General features: G+C 60.2%; 17 protein-coding genes. 9 read left to right on the top strand and 8 right to left on the bottom strand.

Translation table 11 applies throughout. The annotated features are described in order from the left end of the window. Position 1: 1 nt before the first annotated feature. Positions 2-874, bottom strand: coding sequence for a transporter substrate-binding domain-containing protein (locus H6A16_RS05540; protein WP_204616917.1), 873 nt, complete (start codon positions 872-874; stop codon positions 2-4). 303 nt (positions 875-1,177) lie between these two features. Here H6A16_RS05540 and H6A16_RS05545 point away from each other — a divergent pair, with 303 nt between their 5' ends. After that, on the top strand, positions 1,178-1,423 hold the full coding sequence (locus H6A16_RS05545) for a hypothetical protein (protein WP_204616919.1): 246 nt from the start codon (positions 1,178-1,180) through the stop codon (positions 1,421-1,423). A gap of 457 nt (positions 1,424-1,880) precedes the next feature. On the opposite strand, the gene H6A16_RS05550 is transcribed toward H6A16_RS05545, so the two are convergent. The 3 genes from H6A16_RS05550 to H6A16_RS05560 all read right to left on the bottom strand — a co-directional run bounded on the left by H6A16_RS05550 (position 1,881) and on the right by H6A16_RS05560 (position 4,071). Continuing rightward, positions 1,881-2,438, bottom strand: coding sequence for a ferritin family protein (locus H6A16_RS05550; protein ID WP_239458225.1), 558 nt, complete (start codon positions 2,436-2,438; stop codon positions 1,881-1,883). Positions 2,439-2,685: 247 nt separating this feature from the next. Then, a complete protein-coding gene (locus H6A16_RS05555; protein ID WP_204616921.1) occupies positions 2,686-3,573 on the bottom strand; it encodes a DUF5131 family protein in 888 nt (295 codons plus the stop codon). A gap of 87 nt (positions 3,574-3,660) precedes the next feature. Next, positions 3,661-4,071, bottom strand: a complete 411-nt coding sequence (locus H6A16_RS05560; RefSeq protein WP_204616923.1) for a peptide deformylase — start codon at positions 4,069-4,071, stop codon at positions 3,661-3,663. A 140-nt stretch (positions 4,072-4,211) separates the two neighbouring features. Between H6A16_RS05560 and H6A16_RS05565 the strand changes: the two genes are divergently transcribed. From H6A16_RS05565 to guaA, 7 genes are all read left to right on the top strand, one after another. Further along, positions 4,212-6,878 carry a Sau3AI family type II restriction endonuclease gene (locus tag H6A16_RS05565; RefSeq protein WP_204616925.1) on the top strand — a complete coding sequence of 889 codons (2,667 nt, stop codon included), beginning with the start codon at positions 4,212-4,214 and terminating at the stop codon, positions 6,876-6,878. Between the two features lie 85 nt (positions 6,879-6,963). Next, the gene (locus H6A16_RS05570) at positions 6,964-8,784 is read left to right on the top strand and encodes a DUF262 domain-containing protein (protein WP_204616927.1); all 1,821 of its coding nucleotides are present in this window, start codon (positions 6,964-6,966) and stop codon (positions 8,782-8,784) included. Between the two features lie 148 nt (positions 8,785-8,932). Then, positions 8,933-9,724: a 4Fe-4S binding protein gene (locus tag H6A16_RS05575; protein ID WP_204616930.1), complete on the top strand. Its 792-nt coding sequence runs from the start codon at positions 8,933-8,935 to the stop codon at positions 9,722-9,724. A 135-nt stretch (positions 9,725-9,859) separates the two neighbouring features. Next, entirely contained in the window at positions 9,860-11,257 is a 1,398-nt protein-coding gene (locus H6A16_RS05580; RefSeq protein WP_204616932.1) for a lipase family protein, read from the top strand. Continuing rightward, entirely contained in the window at positions 11,254-11,829 is a 576-nt protein-coding gene (locus H6A16_RS05585) for a metallophosphoesterase family protein (protein WP_204616934.1), read from the top strand. Before H6A16_RS05580 ends, H6A16_RS05585 begins: the two co-directional genes overlap by 4 nt. A gap of 196 nt (positions 11,830-12,025) precedes the next feature. Beyond that, positions 12,026-13,771: a DUF2130 domain-containing protein gene (locus H6A16_RS10905; RefSeq protein ID WP_204616936.1), complete on the top strand. Its 1,746-nt coding sequence runs from the start codon at positions 12,026-12,028 to the stop codon at positions 13,769-13,771. A 173-nt stretch (positions 13,772-13,944) separates the two neighbouring features. Then, positions 13,945-14,928, top strand: a complete 984-nt coding sequence (guaA, locus tag H6A16_RS05595; RefSeq protein WP_204616938.1) for a glutamine-hydrolyzing GMP synthase — start codon at positions 13,945-13,947, stop codon at positions 14,926-14,928. A gap of 437 nt (positions 14,929-15,365) precedes the next feature. Here the strand turns inward: guaA and modD are convergent, their stop codons facing one another. The 4 genes from modD to H6A16_RS05615 all read right to left on the bottom strand — a co-directional run bounded on the left by modD (position 15,366) and on the right by H6A16_RS05615 (position 19,289). Further along, positions 15,366-16,208, bottom strand: a complete 843-nt coding sequence (modD, locus tag H6A16_RS05600; protein WP_204616940.1) for a ModD protein — start codon at positions 16,206-16,208, stop codon at positions 15,366-15,368. Between the two features lie 353 nt (positions 16,209-16,561). Continuing rightward, positions 16,562-17,770 (bottom strand): ATP-binding protein, encoded by a 1,209-nt coding sequence (locus H6A16_RS05605; protein ID WP_204616942.1) that lies wholly within the window; start codon positions 17,768-17,770, stop codon positions 16,562-16,564. Positions 17,771-18,228: 458 nt separating this feature from the next. Next, on the bottom strand, positions 18,229-18,681 hold the full coding sequence (locus H6A16_RS05610; protein ID WP_428830078.1) for an S-layer homology domain-containing protein: 453 nt from the start codon (positions 18,679-18,681) through the stop codon (positions 18,229-18,231). Beyond that, positions 18,582-19,289 (bottom strand): S-layer homology domain-containing protein, encoded by a 708-nt coding sequence (locus H6A16_RS05615; RefSeq protein ID WP_204616944.1) that lies wholly within the window; start codon positions 19,287-19,289, stop codon positions 18,582-18,584. The genes H6A16_RS05610 and H6A16_RS05615 overlap by 100 nt, the downstream gene beginning before the upstream one ends. A 479-nt stretch (positions 19,290-19,768) precedes the next feature. On the opposite strand from H6A16_RS05615, the gene H6A16_RS05620 reads away from it, so the two are divergent. After that, positions 19,769-22,947, top strand: a 3,179-nt coding sequence (locus tag H6A16_RS05620) for an InlB B-repeat-containing protein (RefSeq protein WP_204616947.1), incomplete at its 3' end; no start/stop codon positions are given.

Below are 22,947 nucleotides of genomic sequence, written 5' to 3' on the forward strand. Positions count from 1 at the left end.
CCTAGTCCCACTTGTCGACGAGCTTGGCGATGGTGCCGTCATCGAGCATGCCCTGGATGGCGTCGTGCACCATGCCGGAGAGCTCGGAGTTCTTCTGCGTGGCGACGCCGTAGGACTGCTCGGCCACGTTGAAGCCCTGGATGATCGAGCGGTCGTCGTTGATGTAGGTGTGGGCGATGGCGCCGTCGAGCACGATGGCGTCGACGATGCCCTCCTCGAGCGCGTCGGAGAGTGCCTGGTAGGACGGGAACTGCGAGAGGTGCCAGGTGTCGAAGTCGACCTCGCTGTTGTCGTCGTTGGTCTTGACGACCTCGCCGTTCGTGAAGCCGACGTTGTAGAGCTTGATGCTCAGCAGCGGCGCGGCGTTGGAGCCCGCCATGGTGCCGAAGGTGCAGCCCTTGAGGTCGCTGATGCTGTCGATGAGCGAGGACTTCTGTACGACGGCGATGACGTTGTCGGTGTAGTAGGCGGGGGAGAAGTCGAGGTTCTCCAAGCGCGAGTCGGCGATGGAGTAGCAGGCGACGAGCGCATCGACCTCGCCGGCGAGCAGGGTCTCCTTGCGGTTGTCGGGCGTAACGGTCGTGTATTCGACCTCCTTGTAGCCCATACGCGAGGCCATCTCCTTGGCGATGTCGATCTCGAGGCCGTAGTACTTGCCGGTCTTCTCGTTCTGCAGGCCGAAGCCCACGATGTCCGAGCGGACGCCGACGACGATTGTCCCCTCGGGAGCCGGCGCCGGGGCCGCAGCGGCGCTGCCCGAGCCCTGCTGCGTCGTCTTGGTTGCGGCGGGGGTGCAGCCTGCTAGCCCGCCGAATGCACAGGCGGCAGCCGAGAGCGCAATGGCCCCAAACTGCCTCCTCGTTACTGCATGCATCTTCCCTCCAAAATGTGTAGCTGCAATCCATATTCCAAACTCATTAATTATGCGGGCCTGTAGGCAAAAAAGCAGTGCTTCACCAACGCGTTCAATTAATGGTTTAGGGATATTTGCGACCTGTGAACGCCTTATGTTCGCATTCGGGGTGTCGTCTATTTCGCTTACCGACAAAGCGGACCGTTCGGAGGTTCTTTACGGGAATGTGACGCTGCGTTCACGGCGGCTTTGCGCAGGGCTCCTATGTTGGATTTAGGTAAGGAGCGCGCGTCACGCGCGGGCGCGAGGCGAAAGGGGTGCCACATGAGGTCATTCAACGAATCGATCCGCGAGCGCGAGAGCGAATTCACCGGTCTCAAGGGACAGGTGCTCCGCTATGTGGGCACGGCCTACGCGCTGGTGATCGTCAGCCAGTTCATCGAGGCGCTTGCCGCTAAGGGCGGGGACGCTGCGGGGTTCATGTATGCCGTGTCTGCCGTTGTTTTCGTATTCGCGTTCGTTGCATACCCGCTTGGCGGGCTGTTTGGGCGTGCCGACAGGGCTTGCTAGGTTGTAACGGGCGGCTGTGACTCGCGTTTGCGGGCCTTGGTGGCTGGATTAGCGAGCTTCGCGGGCCGCGAATGCGAGTTCAGTTGGGCCTGAAGGCGGTTTTATGCAGGCGGTATCGAAGCAAGGCGCCCCGCGAGAAGCGCGCGTCTCAAATTCGCGACTTTTGAGATATCTCACAAGAACGGTGGGTAGTTCGAGTAACCGGAAAGCCCGAATTCTATGCAGTCAAGGTCATAAAGTTGCTGGTCAGCCGGATCGCGCATACATGGCCGATTTCGAAATCTGCCGGAGCTCGATGCAACCCTCTCAAAAGTCGCGAATTTGAGACGCGCGCTTCTCGCGGCGAGCTTTTCAGCAGAATCTACCCTCTTCCAAGCAGTGCAAAACAGGAAAGGCGCCGCTCCCCGAGCACGGGGAGCGGCGCCTTCATGCGAGTCGCGTGATGCGGTTTCGCGGCTTAGCCGAAATAACGCTTCAGCAGACCGGCGAACGCCTTGCCGTGACGGGCCTCGTCGCGGGCCATCTCGTGCACGGTGTCGTGGATGGCGTCGAGGTTAGCGGCCTTGGCGCGCTTGGCAAGATCGGTCTTGCCAGCGGTGGCGCCGTTCTCGGCCTCAACGCGCATCTCGAGGTTCTTCTTGGTGGAGTCGGTCACGACCTCGCCGAGGAGCTCAGCGAACTTGGCAGCGTGCTCCGCCTCCTCGTAAGCGGCCTTCTCCCAGTACAGGCCGATCTCGGGATAGCCCTCACGATGGGCAACGCGAGCCATGGCCAGGTACATACCGACCTCGGAGCACTCGCCCTCGAAGTTGGCGCGCAGGTCGGCGACGATGTCCTCGGGAACCTCAGGAAGCTTGCCGACGCCCACGACGTGCTCGGCGGCCCAGGTCATATCGCTGTCCATCTTGGTGAAGCGGTCGCCGGAGACGCCGCACTGGGGGCACTTGAAGCCCTCGGGCAGCTGATCGCCGTCGAACTCCTCAACGTAACCGCAAACGGGGCAAACGAACTTCATGATCTTTCCCTTTCGATCACAGGCGATTGCGTGCTCTCCCGGACCTATAAATCCCCTCTGGGCGGGCACGCCGTACAGTTAGGATTATGACCAAAGCGGGCTTGTCCAATTCGCTATTGAGATTGATTCTTAAATATTCAAAGGACCTTCACACTAAGTTTAACTAGTGAAACTCATAATCCGTTTGGAAACGGATCTAATCGTGATTCAGCAAGCGGTTTGTTGGGAGCTGCAAGCGGAGTTGCGGCTACCGCATCCAACAGGAGCTGCACGAGCCGCAGCCGTTGCAGATCAGCCGGCTGCCGCACTGCTCGCATTGCTCGTGGTAGATCGGCTGGTAGAGGTCCTGTTCGGGAATTTCGAGCCCGAGGCGGTCGGTGAGGTGCCACGCGATGGGCGCACCCTGGTAGCCCATGCCCGATTTCCAGGCTTGCTGGCTTTGCAGCTTCTTGCCGCGCAGGTGATAGGTTCGACCGTCCTTCACGAACACGCTGCCGGTTTCGATGAACACGAACGTTACCCGTGCGGCTACGCACTCGCGCTGCAGTGAGCGCACCCAGTCGAAATCGCATGGCCGTGCGCCGCCGTAGTTCTCGCCTCCGCAGATAACCTGCTCGATGCCATGGGGTCCAAGGCAGCCGGCGGCGGCGTGCTCGACCGAGACCGACCCGATGAACGGCGCGCACATGATGCCGCGGTGTTTGGCGGGCGTGGCAAGCAGGATGGGGATGCGCTCGTCGGCGCGGCGCTGGTTTTCGCAGGTCACGTTCAGCATGACGTTGTCCCAGCCGTCGCCCCAGTCGTCAGGAAGGCACGCCGCAAAGCGCTCGGGCCGCTTGGTGAGGATGAAAAACCGCACGTCGGATCGCTCTCGAATGAGGTCCCACGCGTCGTTCCGCCACGGGTCGGCTTCGGGTACGAGGAAATCGGACGTCATGCACACACGGATGAGCTCGCCCGGACGCACGCGATACGATCCGTCGCGCGTGCGCTGGACGGGGTAGTCGAAGTTCTTGGTGCGCACGACGCGCGAGCCGTCGATGCCGCGCCGCTCGTCGTTGTAGTACATGTAGCAGTTGTCGCATCCCTCGCTCACGCGCGTGCAGCCGTGCCACGGGTTCCATATGTCGTGCATGGCAGGCTCCTTTCGCGCGCGGGGGACGGGTTGGCGTTTATGGTAGCCGTTTGCGTGGACATCCCGGCGGCGGACACGCGCTCGCAGCTAGATAAGCACGCCGTCGCAGTGGTCGACCTCGTGCTGGATAATCTGCGCGGTGTAGCCGGAGAACGTCTCGATGCGCGGGGCGAAGTCCTCGTCGAGGTAGCTCACGCGGATGCGGCGCCAGCGCGTGGTCGGACGCGTGCCCGGAAGGGAGAGGCAGCCCTCTTCGGTCTGGTACTCGTTGGCGCGCTCGACGATGACCGGGTTGTACATGAGCCGCGCGTGCGTGCCGTCCTGAACCACGATGATGCGCTTACGCTGTCCGATCATGTTCGCCGCCATGCCGACGCACTCATGCGCATGCGCCGCAAGAGTGTCGAGCAGGTCCTCACCGATCGCGGCATCCTCAGGAGACGCATCGACGCTCGGCATGCGCAGCATGATGGGGGAGGTGACGATGGGACGGATCATGGGGCTCCTTGCAGACTTCCGGAAACGTTACGGGAAATTGTATGGCAGGCAGCCGGAAAACGGAGCTGATTCGATCCACATAGAACATATGATCGATCGATACAATCGTGCGATCGATCATATGTTCTATGGAGATGGAAATGCATGTCGAACGCACCTACTACGATGCAAAGTCGCTTGAATCCATCGTTCACTATGCAAAACGTCTTGAAGGGTCGACGCTGCGGCAGGTTTGTGAGCTTCCAAGCGTGGAGGATCCTCATAAACGAAAAGGGTCATTCGGAAACGCCGTTGAGGAGTATTACTTTCATTACCACATCAACAGTGATGCCGAGCCTGATTTCAAAGAAGTAGACACCGAGCTCAAGACAACGCCTCTTAAACTCAAGAAAAACGGCGAGTACTCTGCAAAAGAGCGCCTTGTCATCAGCATGATCAATTACATGAGCGTGGTGGACGAGACGTGGGAGACAAGCTCGCTCCAAAAGAAGCTGCACAAGATTCTCCTTATTGCATACCAGTACGACAAAGATCTCAATCCGGTGGATTATCTGGTCAAGCTTGTTGAGCTTTGGGGCATTCCTCCAGAGGACGTGCCAACATTCAAAAAGGATTGGAATACCGTTGTAAACAAGATTCGGGCTGGCCACGCCCATGAGCTGTCAGGGTCGGACACCTTGTATCTCGAAGCGGCAACCAAGTCTGCCTCGAGTAAGAACAGGACCAGGCAGCCGTTCTCTGCAATTCTGGCGAAGCCGCGTGCGTGGGCAATTAAGCCCTCATACATGACGGCCGTTTTCAACGGGATGCTTGATTCACAGCGCATCGAACGAAGCGGGCATGATGCGGATCTTGATCTCTTGTCGCTGGTTAGGAAGCGCTTTGAGCCATATATTGGGCTCTCGGAAAACGAGCTTGCAGCTGTATGTGGTTACGGATTCGAGGGCAAGCGAAAGCCGAAGAACCTCTGCGCTCTTATTACCAAGCGGATTCTTGGTGTCGACGAGCATTCCAAAATTGCTGAATTCGAAAAGGCTGGAATAAAAACGAAGACCATGCGTCTTAAAAGGAATGGGATTCCCAAGGAGTCAATCTCCTTTCCGGCGTTCAGCTATTTGGATTTGGCTGAGCAGGACTTCGAGGAGAGTGAGTTCAGAAACCAGCTTCTGCAGAAATACCTATTCGTGGTTTACCGCGAAGACAAAAAGGAAGATGGGCGTTTCTATTTAAGCGGTGTCATGTTTTGGCAGATGCCCGATCGCGATCTTCTCGAGGCGAAGCGTTGCTATGAGGAAATGCGTCGGCGTGTAATCGATGGACATGCAGAACGCTCGGTGAAATCGTCCGAAAACCGCTGTTGTCATGTACGTCCGCATGCCAGGAACAAAGCCGATGTTCTTCCCACGCCTTATGGATCCTTCGAAACGAAGAAATGTTTTTGGATCAACGCGCGATACATCGGAGAAGAGATCGATAGAGTTAGGCGGGAACAAACTGAGGCGACCGTATATGCGGTCAGAGAAAGAATTGATCGGAGAAGCGTGTCTGGACGCGTGGTACGTATTGCCGAGCTGTTTGCTGGTGTTGGTGGTTTTCGACTCGGCCTTGAAGGGTATGAGGATGGCGAGCATCCGGAGTTTGCGATGCCTGCGGCAGGTCCATATGTAACGGTCTGGGCAAATCAGTGGGAGCCGCCTGGAACGCCGACACGTCAGTTCGCGGCGCGCTGTTACGAGGCTCGCTTTGGCTCCGGCTCTGTAGTCAACGAGGATATCCATCGCGTTCTTGATGAATACGAGGCCGGCAATATCGACATTCCCGATGTGGATATGGTCGTTGGCGGGTTCCCCTGCCAAGATTATTCCGTTGCAAAGCCGCTGTCTCAAGCTAAGGGAATTGTGGGAAAGAAGGGTGTTCTATGGTGGGACATCTATAGGTTCCTGCAGCTCAAGAATTGCCCTCGGTACGTTTTGCTGGAAAACGTGGACCGTCTGCTGAAGAGTCCTGCTTCTCAGAGGGGTCGCGACTTTGCAATCATTCTTTCCTGCTTTGACACGCTGGGATATTCGGTCGAATGGCGTGTCGTCAACGGAGCTGACTACGGCTTTCCCCAGAAGCGCCGCCGCGTGTACATTTTCGCGGAGAAAACCGATGATCCGTGGGACTTGCCCTCGAGAATTGAAACCGGAGTGATTGCGGATGCCCTTCCTGCGAAGGTCGTTGGCTCCGTTTCTCATGTGAAGCTTCTCGAGGATCCGTATGACAACTCCGAACGCTTCGGCATCGGGCTGAAGCGCTCGCCGTTTTGCCGCGCAGGTGCTATGCAGGATGGCGAGGTCGTAACTGCAGAAGTCGAATCGACATATGAAGGTCCGTGGCAAGTGCTCGGTGACGTTCTGGTGCCTAGCAGTGAGGTGCCCGAGAGCTTCTATGTCGATGAAGAGAAGCTCGATAAGTGGAAGTACTTCAAGGGCGGTAAGAGCGAGCCGCGAATCAACAAGGCGACCGGATTTGAGTACCAATATTCCGAGGGAGCGATGGCGTTTCCCGATCCCACGGATGCTCCCGCTCGTACCATCCTGACAAGCGAGGGGGGGGGTTCGGCTTCTCGAAGCAAGCACATCGTGTCCGCAGGAGACGGAAGGTATCGCAGACTCGTGCCCGATGAGCTGGATCAGCTCCAAGGCTTTCCGAGAGGCTGGACCGATACCGGCATGACTGATATCAACAGGGCGTTTTGCATGGGTAACGCGCTTATTGTTGGGATACCCCATCGCATCGGAAAGGCGATTGCAAGACGGCTGTAGCTGGGAATAGATTTCCGCCCACAGATCTTGTGGAATCCTGCCGCTTGCGAGATCATGAGATCTCGTAAGTGGCAGGAGGAGAGCCATGCAGATATCGTCAGAGTCTCGCAAAGTATCTGAGCTGTTTCCCATTTTGGGAAATGTTCACTACCGTGTTCCAAGTTATCAACGAGGGTATTCTTGGCGCGACGAACAGATTGGACAGCTGTTCGACGATATCTCAAAAGAGGACTCAGGATACTATGCAGGAAATATCCTGCTGACAGGGGATGAAGAGTCCTATAGCGTTATCGATGGCCAACAGCGCCTGACGACCATATCGCTTTTCCTCTTAGCCATTGGAGAAAACCTCGTTGAGCATTCAGCCCTTGAAGCCGCTATAGGCCTGAAGATAGACATTCGCAGGCAGCTGTTTGATGTTGCCGGCAACCCCAGAATTGTTTTGCTCGATCAGGACCAGAAGATCTACCTGGATTTACTCGGAGTCCTCAAAGGAAACCATCTCAAGAAATGGGGGAACCGCTCATTCTTCAGGCGCTACCGTTACATAAAGGAATTGATTGCAGAGACGTGCAACTCGTTTGAAAAGCTCAACGAGTTCTATCAGAAGCTCATGCAGGTCGATTTGTTGAGGATTACCGTCCCCAATCTGGGAGACGCATTTACCGTGTTCTCGTCCCTTAATTCTAAGGGTCTGCCTCTCACGTTGATTGATTTGCTCAAAGGAGAGTTCTTGAGCGCTGCGTCGAAGATTGGCGAGCAGCCGAGTCAGACTTTGGCGCAATGGGATTATCTCGCTCAGATGCTTTCGGCTGACGGGGAGGATATCAGCACAAGTGCGGTAACCCAATTCTTGCTCAACAATTGGGATGCCTTTGAAAGCTCGAGTTCTTCATCGACTACAAAAACCAAAGCGCTTTCTCAGTATCAAAAGCTGCTTCCAAAACGCTATGGGAGTGGAGAAAACTATCTGCAGACTCTTATTGGCCGTGCGTCGGATTTTTCGAGGATATGCCAGCTGGGCGAACAAGCGGGGAAGCCGAGTCTTCTCGACAAGAAGCTTGCGGCGCTGCGCCGACTCGAATCCACTCAGGCTCTTCCACTTCTTATGTACCTCTTTTCCAAGAGAGATGCTCTGCTTCTTGAAGACTCGCACCTGATTTCGATCGTCGACGCGTTCATTGCGTTCTACGTAAGAAGGAATGTTGCGCTAACTCCCAAGTCTTCCAATATCCGAGCGCGTTTGATTGGAATGGTGAGGGTACTTCAGGCGATGACCCTCTCGGGAGAAGATGTCGTGAGCGCAGTGAAGTCCGTGCTTTTGGATATGAGCGTTTCAGACGATCAGTTCAGGGTTGCGCTTGACCAGCCGCTGTACGACAAGAGCAAGCCAACTGCTCGCTATATCCTTATCGACCTTGAGCGTCGCATCGGTAAGAGTCCGACGTTCGATAAAGGCCATCCTGATAGCCTCGATGATTTCGTCGCAAGTGGTAATGGCAAGGCCACGCCGATTTGGTCGATAGAGCACATTCTGCCCGAAGGTAACCTGCCTGATTGCTGGGTGGATGATATAGCTGGAGGAGATCGAGACAAAGCGGGCGATATCCAGGGCGAATACGTTCATCTGCTTGGTAATCTTACGCTTACGCCATACAATTCGGAACTCGGGCAGAAGCCGTTTTATTCCGAAGAGCATCCTTATGATGGCTCCAAGAGAGATTATCGGGATAAAAAGAACGGCAATTTTGTTGGTCTCCGTTCGGGCCTCTTTATTAATGAAAGCATTGCCGATGAATCGCAAGGCGAGCGCCTCGAGGAAAAGAAAATCTGGAGCGTTGCAGACATTGTTCGGCGAAACGGAATTCTTGCCGATATGGTTGTCATGCTGTACTCGACTGAGTAGTCTTGCGCCCTCCTGTTGAGCGTGCGATGCGATGAAGGCTTACGAATGCGCCGGGGTCGATTGAATAATACAGATTGCGCTCGAGTCGGTGCTCGGGGCATACAATCTTGATGACGGAATTCGAGATTCACTGCACCGAGGAGACACCATGACCTCCGCCACCTGCACCGCCGTATACTTCACCGGCGCGGGAACGACCCGCACCATCACCGAGCGCTTCACCGCCGCGATCGAAGCTGCGGGTATTACCGCCCGCGCGGTCGATATCACCCCGGCGGGCTCCGATGTTCCCGCTTTCGGCCCCGACGACCTCGCCGTCTTCGCGGTGTCCTCCTACGGCGGGCGAGTGCCCGCTCCGGCGCTTGCGCAGTTCGCGCATTGCGAGGGGCACGATACGCCGGCGGTCCTCATCGTCTCCTTCGGCAACCGCGCGGTGGACGATACCTTCCTCGAGCTCGCCGATACAGTCCGCGCTCACGGTTTCATCCCGGTCGCGCTCGGCGCCTTCGTGGCGCATCATTCGCTGATGATCGACGTCGCGCAGGGTCGCCCCGACGAGGATGACCTCGCAGCAATCGACACCTTCGCCCGTGCGACAGCGGACAAGCTCGCGACCGCCGCGACCGCGCGCGATGCCGAGCTTGCCGACATTCCCGGCAACCGCCCGTACCGCGACTTCCACGGCGTGCCCTTCCGCGCTCAGGCCGATGCCGACCTCTGCACTGGCTGCGGCACCTGCGCCCGCCAGTGCCCTGCCGGCGCGATCGCCCCGGAAAACCCTGCAGCAACCGACGCCGACGCGTGCATCACCTGCATGCGTTGCATCATCGCGTGCCCGGCGGGCGCGCGCTCGCTTACCGGCGGCGATGCCCTCGTGGCGCAGCGCGCCGCCTTCGCCGAGCGTCTGGCGCCGCGCGTCGAGTCGTATACCGTGCTGTAGCCTTATCAATCAAGGCAAAGTTGAAGTTGCGGGCGACGGCATGCGCGGCGTATGTCATGTTCCCGCATATCACCGTGGCAGCCTGCCTGCCACGGTATACTTCCCCATGCAAACAATCGCGAAAGGTATCGCAGCATGACGCAGGAAGAACAGCAGGTAGAAGCAGGCGAGACCGTGGAGCGGCAAGAGGAGTCCGTGCCCGTTCACGTGCCGTTCTATCACCGCCACAAGTGGCTTATCCGCATCGTCGCGGTGTTGGTGCTCGTGGCGCTCGGACTCGGCGTGGCGGTCAACGCCGCGGTCCAGCATCGCCAGAAGCAGGAGATGCTCGGCCTCGGTGCGGTGCAGCAGCCTTCGGCGCCGGTTGAGCTCGAGGACTCCTCCAACCGCACGGGTGCCTTCACGGCGCATGTCGAGTACACGAGCATGGCGGAGACCGATGGCCATCAGGTGGCGACCGACATCGCCTGGGACGACGCCTGGTTCTTCCAGGATCCCACCGTCTACAACCACGAGCTCGCCACGACCTGCTCGGTGCTTAGCGCCATCGCCAACTCCGAGTCGGGCTACTACCAGGCCGGATCGTCATCGCCCGCCTACATGGAGGAGGCGCTTGCGGCGCTGGGTTTCCAGGACATCTCGACCGCGTCCTATCAGTACCGCAGCGAGGTTTTCGACGAGATCGTCGACTTCTTTGCCGGCACCGACGACGTGGTGGCCTACTCGGTTGCCACCAAGCGCGTGCGCAACACGGACGGTGTCGAAAAGACCCTCTACCTGGTGTCTGTCCGCGGTAGCTATGGGTCGGAATGGCTGAGCGACTTCAATATGGGTGACTCCTCGGATTACGAGATGGACGCCATCGACCACGAGGGCTTCATGCGCGCTGCCAGCGAGATCGTGGACGACCTTGCCGATCGCCTTTCCGAGACGGGCGGGCAGGACGACATCGCGCTGCTGTTTACCGGCCACTCCCGCGGCGCGGCGACGGCAAACCTCGCCGCGTCCTACGCCGACGACATGACCACGGGCCTGCGCGTGCTGGCGCCGCTCGAGAACATCTACTGCTACACGTTCGCCACGCCCGAGGTCACCGAGTTCGCCAACATCGGCGATTCCCTGTACGACAACATCTTCAACATCATGAACCCGAGCGACATCGTTCCGCGCCTGCCGCTCGCGTCGTGGGGCTACGCCCGCTACGGCAACGACCTGTGGCTGCCCGGCGTAGGCGATGCCGCCTTCGACGATCATTACGATGCCATGCGCACGGCGTTCAAGGAGAACGTGGGCACCGAGAGCCCGTATGTGCCCGAGGACCGCGAACGCGTCGACAAGCTCGTGGAGGATCTCGGCCGCGAGATCCCGACGGCAGACGACCTTACCAGCGTGGGCGGCATGGTGTCGCTCGTGCGCGACCTTCTGGGCGATATCAACCCCATGCAGGTGCTGTACGGGCACTATCCGAACGTCTATATCGCCTGGATGCAGGCCATCGATGCGGACGACCTGCGTGAAGGCGACGCCGCGTGATCTACTTTACCTCTGACACGCACTTCGGGCACTCGAACATCATCGAGGCGACCGGCCGGCCGTACCAGACGGTCGAGCGCATGAACGCGGCGCTGATCGCCAACATCAACGACCGCGTGAGCACGGCGGATAGCCTCTATATCCTGGGCGATTTCTCGTATCGGATCACGGTGGAGGAGGCCTGGCGGCTGCGGCAGCGTATCGTGTGTCCCAATGTGCACCTGGTGCGCGGCAACCACGATAAGCACTGGGCGGAAACGCCGCATGCGGATGCGTTTTCGAGCGAGCAGGACTACCTGGAGATCAAGCCCGGCTTTGCGCGCGGGCACCGGCTCGTGCTGTTCCATTACCCCATGCTCAGCTGGAACGGGCGCTGGCGCGAGGCGATTCACCTGCACGGGCATATCCACAGCCGCGGGGCCGACTACAACGAGCGCAACCGCGAGGCGGGTGTCTTGCGCTACGACGTGGGTGTGGATGCCAACGGGTACTGCCCGGTGAGCCGCGACGAGATCCTCGAGTTCTTCCGCGGTGTGGAGCCGGTGCGCGGGCCGTTGGATCCGAGTCTGTAGGGCCGGGTGGCCGGCCAGCGCTGCCGGCCAGGCGGTTTGTCTTTTGCGACCGTGGGCGCACGATGCGCGCGGGCGCGGCGTTGTTTTGTTAGAGCGCGCCTCGGCGGTTCGCATGTCCGGGCGAGGGGGTATCGTATAGTTCAGGAAACGAGTGCCGCGCGCCCGGACGGCGATGCGGCGTGAGGAGCGTGTTCGCGTGAACGAGATCAAATGCCCCAACTGCGGTACGGTCATCCAGGTCGACGAGAGCGACTACGAGAGCATCGTGCGACAGGTGCGCGACGAGCAGTTTGCCGCGGAGCTTCGCGAGCGCGAGCGGCTCATGGAGCGTGAGCGCGAGCATGCGCTGCAGCTGGCGAGCGCCGAGGCGGCACGCAAGCTCGAGCATGCGCTGGCAGAGCGCGATGCGCAGATCCAGCAGCTCAAGGCCGATGCCGCAACTGAGCTCAAGCAGAGCGAGTCCGAGCGCGACGCGCGCATCGCCGAGCTGACGGCGCGTCTCGAGGCAGCGGGGGAGGAGCGCGAGCTGGCGAGCAAGCAGGCTGCCGCCGAGGCGCGCGAGGCTGCGCAGAAGTCCGCCGCCGACCTCCAGCGCGAGGTGGATCAGCTTCGCGCGCAGCTCAAGCAGCAAAAGGACGCGGCGGCGCTGGAGCAGGCGCGTGCCGAGCAGCTCCGCGCGGGCGATGTGTCGGAGCGCGATGCGCAGATCGCTGAGCTCAAGGCGCAGCTGGCAGCGGCCTCTCAGGCGCAGGACCTTGCGCTGCAGAAGGCCGACGCCGAGGCGCTCACGCGCCAGCACGAGGCGGAGGCAAGCGTGCGCTCCGAGCTGCAGAAGAGCATCGCCGAACGCGACGGCAAGATTGCCGAGCTCGAACGCAAGCTGGCTTCGGTGGACGCCGAGCGCGAGCTTGCCGTGGAGCGCGCCGTCTCGCAGGCCGAGCGCGAGCGCGATGAGGCCCGCGCCACCCTGGAGCGCGAGCAGGCCGTGCGCGATGCCGAGAAGCAGCAGCTCGAGACGGCACACACCCTCGAGCTCGCGCAGGTGCGCAAGAGCACCGAGGAGCTGCTGCGCTACAAGGACGACGAGATCGAGCGCCTGAAGGACATGAAGGTGCGCCTGTCCACCAAGATGGTGGGCGAGTCGCTCGAGCAGCACTGCGAAAACGAGTTCAACCGTCTGCGCATGACCGCTTTCCCGGGTGCGTACTTCGAGAAAGACAACGATGCCAGCGACGGCTCGAAGGGCGATTACATCTTCCGCGAGGCCGACGAGGACGGCAACGAGGTCATCTCCATCATGTTCGAGATGAAAAACGAGAACGACGAGACCTCCCGCAAGCACAGCAACGAGGACTTCTTCAAGAAGCTCGACGCCGACCGCACCAAGAAGGGCTGCGAGTACGCGGTGCTCGTGAGCCTGCTTGAGCCCGAAAGCGAGCTGTACAACACCGGCATCGTCGACGTGAGCTACCGGTACCCCAAGATGTACGTCATCCGTCCGCAGTTCTTCATCCCCATGATCACGCTGCTGCGCAACGCCGCCATGAACTCGCTTGCCTACAAGCAGGAGCTCGCGCTCGTGCGCCAGCAGAACATCGACGTGACGAACTTCGAGGAGAAGCTCAACAAGTTCCAGGACGGTTTCTCTCAGAACTTCGAGCGCGCGAGCCGCAAGTTCAACGATGCCATCAACGAGATCGACACCACGATCAAGCATCTGCAGAAGGTGAAGGAGAACCTGCTTTCGTCCGAGAACAACCTGCGTTTGGCGAACGACAAGGCGCAGGGGCTTACCATCCGCAAGCTCACCTGGGGCAACAAGACCATGCAGGAGAAGTTCAAGGATGCCCGCGCCGCGGCGGAGGCTGCCGAGGAGGAGCAGGAGAAGCCGCGGGAGATCGAGGCGGAATCGGTGGAGACCGAGGACGCTCAGGACGAATAGAAGCTATCTTGTTTGAGATGCCCGCCGCGCCGCGGGCATCTTGCATAAGGGGCCGTTGCCGCATGTCCATCCGCCGTCGCGCTGCTACCCCCTGCTGTTGCGCCGGGGGAGTCGGGAGCGTACGTGCATACAATCGGGCTAGGTATGTATCTTTCCACAGCGAGGAGGAGCCCATGGATCCAAATAAGCGTCCCGACGATATGGTGCGCATCACCACGCCCGAGCTTGCACGCGAGTTCATCGACCAGCAGGTCGCCGCGTGCCGTGAGCAGATCGGCGACAAGAACGTGCTGCTTGCCCTGTCCGGCGGCGTCGATTCGAGCGTTGTGGCCGCCCTCCTCATTAAGGCGGTGGGCAAACAGCTCATCTGCGTGCACGTGAACCACGGCCTCATGCGCAAGGGCGAGCCCGAGCAGGTTATCGACGTGTTCAAGAACCAGATGGACGCGAACCTCGTGTATGTGGACGCGACCGACCGCTTCCTCGACCTGCTGGCCGGCGTCGAGGAGCCCGAGAAGAAGCGCAAGATCATCGGCGCCGAGTTCATCCGCGTGTTCGAGGAGGAGGCCCGCAAGGTTGGCGACCAGGTGAGCTTCCTGGCGCAGGGCACCATCTACCCCGACATCCTCGAGTCCGACGGCGTGAAGGCCCACCACAACGTGGGCGGCCTGCCCGACGACCTGCAGTTCGAGCTGTGCGAGCCCGTTAAGCTGCTCTTTAAGGACGAGGTCCGCGTCGTCGGCCGCGAGCTCGGCCTTCCCGAGTCCATGGTCGAGCGCCAGCCGTTCCCCGGCCCTGGCCTGGGCGTGCGCTGCCTCGGTGCCATCACGCGCGACCGTCTGGAGGCGCTGCGCGAGGCCGACGCCATCCTGCGCGAGGAGTTCGCAGGCGCCGGGCTTGCCGGCAAGGTGTGGCAGTACTTCGTCGTGGTGCCCGACATGCGTGCCACCGGCGTGCGCGACGGCAAGCGCCTCTACGCATGGCCGGCCATCATCCGCGCCGTCAACACCGTCGACGCCATGACCGCCACGGTGCCCGAGCTCGACTGGGCGCTGCTCAAGAAGATCACCGACCGCATCCTGGCCGAGGTCCCGGGCATCTGCCGCGTGGCGTACGATCTGACGCCTAAGCCCTGCGGCACGATCGAGTGGGAATAATACAGGCTAAAACTGTCTTACTTCTCGGGGGCTCCCTGTGGTTTCACGGGGAGCCCCTAGTCTCGTGAGTTGACACCGGGAGTTGTAAACCGAGCCAGCATCTGCGTGCTTCTACCTGGTGTTTCGTTGCGCATTCTGAGGCGAGCTTGCAAGGATGGTTCCGGCTGGGAGCCTATAAGCGGGGGCTGCGGCCGTGAGTCGCTTCGAGCGAGTCCGTTATGGCAGCTCTGCTTTGGTACCCATTTTGTACCCAAGTGACATATGTGGTGCCCAGCGGTTCGTTTAATCTGCGGGTCTACCGCATCGATGAGGAGGGGCTTGTCCTCGTTGCCACGCGCACGGGGAGCCATAGCGAGCTGCTCGGGCTGTAAAGTGCTGCGGGGACGTTGTTTCGGGCGCCTTTCCGTGCGCTTTTCCTGCGCCCTGACGCCCCGCTCCTACAGCGTGCGCATGCGGACGCTCATGTCGAGCGGCTTCGCGGAAAACGGCGCGGTGGTGGCGATGCCGTCGATGCCGGTGGCGGCGTAGGCGGTCACGTTCGAGGGGTTGACGCCTCCCGCGGCGATCAGGGTGAGGTGCGGGTCGATTCCGCGCAGCTCCTGCACGAGGCCGGACAGGCGGTCGACCGGGATCTTGTCAAACTGGATGCCGTCGACGCCGGTGCGCGCCAGCATGCGGGCATGCTCCTCGTCGGCCTCCACGAAGAGCTTCTTCTCTATGCAGCGGCTCCGGATGGCGGGCAGCTGCTCCAGGAACGCCTCGAAACCGCCCAGGAAGGTGATGTGGTGGTCGAAGACCAGCACGGTCTCCGACAGCCCCAGTCGGTGCGGCCACGCGCCGCCCGCGCGGACGCCGAGCGTCAGCAGGTCCTTCGCGCCCGGCATGCTCTTGCGCGTGGTGAGGATCTCGCAGCGGGGGTTCACCGCATGGGCGGCGTCCACCATCTGGCGCGTCTTCGTGGCGACGGCGGACAGGTGGTCAAACGTGTTCAGCCCCACCTTCCAGACCTGATGGAGCGCGGACGCGGGCCCGCGAAGCGTCATGAACGACTCGCCCGCGGGGATGCGGTCGCCATCGCTGCGGACGCTGATGACATCGCAGCCCAGATGCTGGGCGATCCTCTCCACGACGTCCGTTCCGGCGAGGATGCAGTCCTCGCGCGTGTAGTACTCCATTTCGCCCGGCTGGTCGCCCACGCCGAGCACCTCGCTGGTGAGGTCGAGGTACGGCATGTCTTCCGCGATCAGCTGGTCGATGCGCGCCTCAGAAAACCAAACCATGTCTCGCCCTCCCTGTACTGCGGCGGCGCTTCGCCTACGGCTGTGCTCGCCGGAAAACCGCGTGACGTTGCCAGCGCGGTTCGCTTTGGATAATGCCTCTGCACGCATGATAGCCGAAGCCGCCTGTCGATTCTGAACATGCCGGGGTGCTCGTCATCATCTTACCGTCGGCGGGGCACGGTTGATGATGGCGATGGGCGCGCAGCTGTCTTCGACCTACGCGATGATTCTGTAGATATCTTTGCGAAGGACAGCGGTGCCAATCGAGGTCATGATGTGTTCCCATGCCCACTGCCAAAGCGCAGCGATGGCTACCCTTTGGCAGTGGTGCGCCATTTCGGCCTCGTTACCCGCTACCCTTCTAGCAGCCAGTCGACGAGATAGCGCTGCTCGATTCCGTTGTGGTCGCTCAGCCCGATGTGGTCGAGGGTTAACAGTGTTTTGGGGTAGTCGTCGCGCACGGCCATGAGCGGCGCGAGCTCACGCTTCAACGTCTGCTCATCCAAAACCGAGAGGGCGACTTGGAAGTAGTGCGGGCGGCCATCCTTCCCGGCGACAAAGTCAATCTCCCGTGTTCCGGTGCGCCCGATGTGTACGGTACGGTAACGCCGAAGCAGTTCGAGGTATACGACGTTTTCGATGCGACGTCCGAGGTCGGTATCGTCTCTGCCAAGTAGGAGATGACGAAAGCCTAGGTCGCCAAGGTAGTATTTCCCGCCCTGTTGCAGCAGCTTTTTTCCTTTGGCATCGTAGGGGTCAGCTTTAAACAGCAGGTAGCTTTCCGTGAGGGCGTCCAGATATTCGCTGACTGTAGTGGGCGAGATTTTTGTCCCGCGGGCGCCTAGGGCGTCGGATATTTTCTTGAGGCTGTAGCAGTTTCCGATATTATCTGCGCAAAAGGCGAACAGGGTCCGCACGATATCCATATTGAAACGTGGATGCCGCGCGGACACGTCTTTCACAAGGATCGTGTTGAGCACGCCGTCGAGATATTCGGAAACATCTTCTTGCGGGAGGGTTGCCGCATAAGGCAGGCCGCCGTAGACGAGGTAGCGATTAAAGAAGTCTGCAGCATCATCTGACGGCTGGGGTATCTGACGATATTCAGCGAATGAGAGCGGCAAGAGGCGATATTCCACGTATCTTCCCGTAAGCAGTGAGGCGAGCTCGCTCGAGAGCAGATCGGAATTAGAGCCTGTTACATAGACATCGCAATCATCCCGTGCATAGAGTGCGTCGACTGCACGCTCGAAGCTCGGGACACGCTGCGGCTCATCGATGAAAACGTATGAATGGGGATCCGTGATTTGAGAAACTGCCAAGTCGTAGAGCTCGCGGTCGGTTGTCGGACCAGAATAGCCAAGCTTTTCCAAGTCGATGGTGATGATGCTGGATTGCGGGACGCCGGCATCTATGAACGCTTGGCGTGCAAGCGCCAATACTGTTGACTTGCCGCAGCGTCGCATGCCGGTGACCACCTTGATGACGTCGCGATCCTTCCATCGAAGCAGCCAGTTAGTTGCTTGAACTCGGGGGATGATTGGGGTGTTGGAGGTTGCCATAGGTGCCTCTCAAAATTCATCCGGCTAACTAGATGAATATGAGTATATGAGCAAATTCATCCAGAGAAATGGACAAGCGCAACATTCAATAAGAATTATCCAGCAATCTGGACAAAATCGATCGCTTTCGGCTCCCGAATGACTTCGTGACAGTTTCCGGCCCGTTGATGTGGCGGCACGAGGCGTACAGCTCGGAGGAGCTGTACGACTTCACAGAGGCGGCTCTTGTGGAGGCTGAACGCGTTTGAGTCGAACGCCCGGGCGGATAAAACGCAACCTCCGAAACGCCCGAAGGCGCGGCAGACAGGTTGCGAGCCGGAGCGCTGGGGCGAGAGACGGCCCCGGCGCTCCGGCTATGTGGGTCCGGTGGAACCTAGAGGGTTAATAGCGCCAGTGGTTTTATCGGCTGGTACCAGGGGCTTTGATGACTAATGGAACAGGGGGTATGGAGGAAGCGGTTAGAGCCACTCGTACCAGCCGGTGAGGAGGCCGTAACTTTCAAGCGTGCCCCTGAGGGAATCCTTCTGGCCGCCCTCAACTTCGCCCAGGTTGAACATCTTGTAGTCGGTGGTGGACTCGCCGATCCAGACGGTCCCGCCGGTATGGATGGCGCAGTAGTGCCTGTGCTCTATGTCGTTCTTGCCGTAGTCGGATTCTGCCCCGCAGTACATGCAGGTCCAGTGTGGCAGGTAGGTATACATCTGTCCGTCTACCCAGACCTTGTCCTTACCCTCGGTGGTGAAGCCTTTACCCTCGATGGCGATCTCGAACATCTTGCACGCCTCGGCGCGGGTCGCGGTGTCCTGTGGGTTCAGATTGGCGGAGCCGCCCATGATGCCCTCGCCGACGGCCCAGGCGACCGCCTCGCGCGCCCAGCTTGAGACCGATCCTGCGTCGGGATAGGACTCGATGGCGGCATAGTCGGTTTGGCTCTCATCGTAGGTGCCGCGATGCTCGCCATGCGCTGCAGCATGACGGCGAGCTCCTCGCGCGTCACGGAATCGTCGGGGCGGACGTTGGGTTCCGACCAGCTGTCTTTGTTCCTGAACGTCTCCCAAGGCTCCGGGTCGACGTAGTCGCCGCCGATGACCTCCTCGTACATGTTCTGTTTGGGGAAGACGTAGGAACCGTTGCCGGTGATGAGGCCAGTCCCGTAAGCCCAGTTCATCGGATGGGAATAGTACTTCCCCTCAACCTTTCCATTTAAATTGTTAAAAGGCCTATTGTTTCCAAAATAGGCATCAAAGATGGCGACGTAGTCTTCCGGCACGCAGATGCGGTACATGACGGTGACCACCTGTCCGCGTGTTACAGGATCGTCGGGGCCGAAGTGGGTATCGTCGTAGCCCTTGAAGACGCCGCGACCGACGGCGTAGTCGATGACCTGGGACTCAGCCGCCCAGTGGTCGGCAGGGATGTCGGTGAAGCCGAGGTAGTCCGCGAACGCGGCAGTCGGCGCTGCGATTGCTGTCGCGACGGCGATAGTGGCACCGGCAGCAAAGAGCTTTTTCTTGAGCATGATGGCTCCTTCCTCTACAAGCAATGCTGCTTCCTGTTGCGATCCTAACAGCGGCCGCAGCGTGAAAATTGCGCAAGTTCGGCAGGGGGTTAGAATAATCAGCCTAGATGGGCTGTTCCATCCGGATTCCTTCACGGTGAGTTTTTGAAACTGTTGGAAATATCTCTTCTGCGAGGTGGCTTGAATAAGCGTGTCACAGCGTGCAGCACGTCATGCGGCTTCATGGCTGCCGTGCGGAGCGCATTTCAGCGTGATGGATTCTTGCTGGCCGTCCATATCACTTCCACTCGCCGTTAGCCAACGACGCTGACTCTGATCGCACGACGCGCAGAGGACGAAAACCCACCGATTTCCTACGTTTACGGAAACATTACCGTTAACGAGCCGAAATGAATTGACGGGGGGGGGGACGCGCTACGGTTCATTGAAGTGGGTGCAATCGTACTCTGCGGTCGGTTCGAAATGAAGGAGACGATACCATGTCTATTATTGAGAGGAATGGCGCCGCACGCCTTGCGGTCGTGGCGGGATTGGGAGTGGCCTTGACGTTCGGTGCGGCCCCCTCGATGGCCTTGGCCGCCGGGTCGGACGACAGCGCGTCCCTCGAGCAGTCTGCCGATCCGGTGGGCGGCGATCTCGGGCAGACTTCCGAATCGGAAGGGAATTCTGTTCCGCAGGCCGAGGGCGCCGTCACGATGACGCAAGGTGATGGCACTCCCGTCCAGTACGGTTCCATCTCCGCCGCCCTCGCCGCTGTCCAGCCGTACGATTACAAGACGAACAAGGACGCCTACGTCATCGCGCTCAACGACGATGTATCCGAAGACGTCGTGATCCCCGTCGGGGTGAACGTCACCATCGACCTCGCCGGGCACAAGCTCGCGAACGCGAGCGGTCATACCATCACGAACAACTCGACCAAGACGGTGATTAAGGACAGCAGCGCCGAGAAGTCCGGCGTCGTTGACAACACCGCTCACGGGCGCGGTGCGGTCTACAACAACATCAATGCGAGCATCACCCTCAAGGGTGGAACCTTCATGAGGTCCGCCGAGGCCAGCAAGGCCGGCAACGATGCCGGAGGGAACTCCTGGTACGTGCTCAAGAACTTCGGCACGATGACCGTTAGCGACGGGGTCACCGTGAAGTTCTCCGATAGCAACCCGGGCCACTACTCCAGCCTGATCGGCAACGGCTGGCAGAGCTCGTCAGAAGCCGAGGCGGGCACCAATGGCGAGCCCAAGCCGTCAGAGGGGAAGAGCAAGGCCGCGCTCAACATCAACGGCGGCAAGTTCTTCGGCGGCAAGATCACCGTCAAGAACGACGACTACGGCGTCCTCAAGGTGGCGGGCGGCTCCATCACCCAGAGCACCGGTAACTACTACGCGATCTACAACGCCAACAAGGCGACCATCTCCGGGGGCACCATTTCCGCGATAAGCTGCGCCATCGGTTCCGAACATTTCGATGGCGATGCCAACGAGGGCTCCCTGACGGTGTCCGGCGGGACCATCAGGAGTGAAGAGGACGTCGCGGTCTCCCTGCTCGGCGGCGCTATCGCCACGATTAAGGGTGGCTCGTTCGAGTCCGGTTCGGGCAAGCACGCGATTAGCGCCGACGACGGCTCTGAGGCGACCATAACCGCGGGAACCTTCGTTGTCGATTCCGCGAACTTGGTGGCTAACAAGGATGGTTTCTTTGCCGAGCGCTTTGGAGTCGAGCAAGACGAACAGGGTAACTTTGTGACCAAGGTAACCGATGCGGTCGCGACCGTCGTCGATGCGGACGGCAACGTCACGAGCTATGAGACCCTGGCGAAGGCGTTCTCGAACGCCCCCGCCGGGAGCACCATCAAGCTCCAAGAGGATGTCAAGCTCACCTCTACGGTTGCCACGGAGAACTACGGTGTTAGGGTCGACCTGAACGGGCATAACGTCAGCAGTACAGGCACTTCAAAGGCTGTTATTCAGCTGAATACAAAATACGGGAGAAACCCTGAAGATTGCGCCGATCCCACGATGAGGCTTGTGAACAGCGTCCAGGGGCAGGGCGGTATCGTGAGTGGCGCGCTCCCGCTGAGCGCGAAGGCGGGAGACAGCAACTATCACCTCGCGGTCGAAGTCGGCGAGGGTATCACGCTGGCGCCTACCGACCCCTCCGCCGATTCTGTGAAGCTCGAGAGCTCCGCTTACCTCAAGTACAGCGCGCAGGCCGCCGGCTACATCAAGAACGGCGGCTTCAAGGTCACTGCTAAGGATGGGGACCGGATCTATGGCGCCTACGCGAACGCGGCGGGGGTCTCCGTTGACGGGACCGTGACCATGCTGAACGACTACGTCGGCTCGGCGCAGATCAATTCCGGCGATTACGATGCGACCTTGGATCTCGACGGGCATGCCTACACCTACACGGGAGGGGAGGCAATCGCGGATGTGAATTACGATGGCGCGTCCCTCACCATCAGGAACGGCGCGCTCAAGGCGACGGACACGGAGGCCGATGGTGTGCATATGCTGTACTCCAATTCTGACCTCATTCTCGACGACGTGATGATCGAGGTGCCCGGCGGCCCCTACGGTATTGTCACGAACGGCATGCAGACGAACAATAACATCACGCTGAAGAACTCCTCGCTGGTCGTTTCAGAGGGCTCGGGAATTTACTTCCCGAGCACGGGGTCGGTGACCATCGACAACTCGTCCATCACCGCGAAGAACACGGGCGTCCAGGTCTGCGCGGGCAGTCTTACCATCCAGGGGGGCGGGACCGCGATCACCGTGACCGGCACTCCTTCGGAGAAGGTCGAGAACGACGGCGCGATCCCCGACGGCGCGGCCGTCTCCATCGTCAAGCGCGACGGCTACCAGGATCTCGATAACGTCACCGTTGCCGGCGGCACGTTCGTCTCCACCGTGGGCGTAGCTCCCGTCGTCAAGGCATATACGTTCAACAACACCGAAAAGAAGGAAGGCGAATGGCCTGAGGCGACCGACGTCGTCGACGTCTCCGGGGGCTCGTTCAGCTCGCCGGTCGAGGGCCTCGTCATTGAAAGCCTCAAAGCCGAGCTCCGCAGTTCAGACGGCATGTACAGCTACTTCCCCTCGGTGGAGGACGCGCTTGCCGCAGCGAAACCCGGTGACGAGGTGAGTAGCCTCGAGGACTCGGCCGAGACTGCCGACGAGGTGAAGGTCACATTCGATTACGGCTACGACGGTGGCAAGGCGACGCTCGTCGTCGCGAAGGGCAGCAAGGTTAAGCTTCCTGTCCCGACTCGCGCTGGCTACACCTTCCGCGGTTGGGCCGACGGCGTCGGCGCGGTGCATGGGGCCGGCACCGAGTACCAGGTTTCCGATGGTGTCACTCTCACTGCCCAGTGGACCAAGAACTACGTCCCGCCCGTCCAGACCGGGCACAAGGTCACCGTCGCCGACGCCGAGGGCGGCGAGGTGAAGGTCGTCCCGACCTCCGCCAAGAAGGGGGACACGGTCACCATCGCCGCGACGCCCGACGAGGGCATGAAGGTCGCCGGCGTCACCGTCAAGGGCGCCGACGGCAAGGAGGTCGAGGTCGAGGCCGGCGAGAAGGACGGCACCTGGACCTTCGAGATGCCCGGCTCCGCCGTCACCGTCGAGGTCGCCTTCGCCGACGCGTGGGAGAA

This window comes from Collinsella tanakaei (assembly GCF_016900375.1).
GTDB lineage: Bacteria > Actinomycetota > Coriobacteriia > Coriobacteriales > Coriobacteriaceae > Collinsella.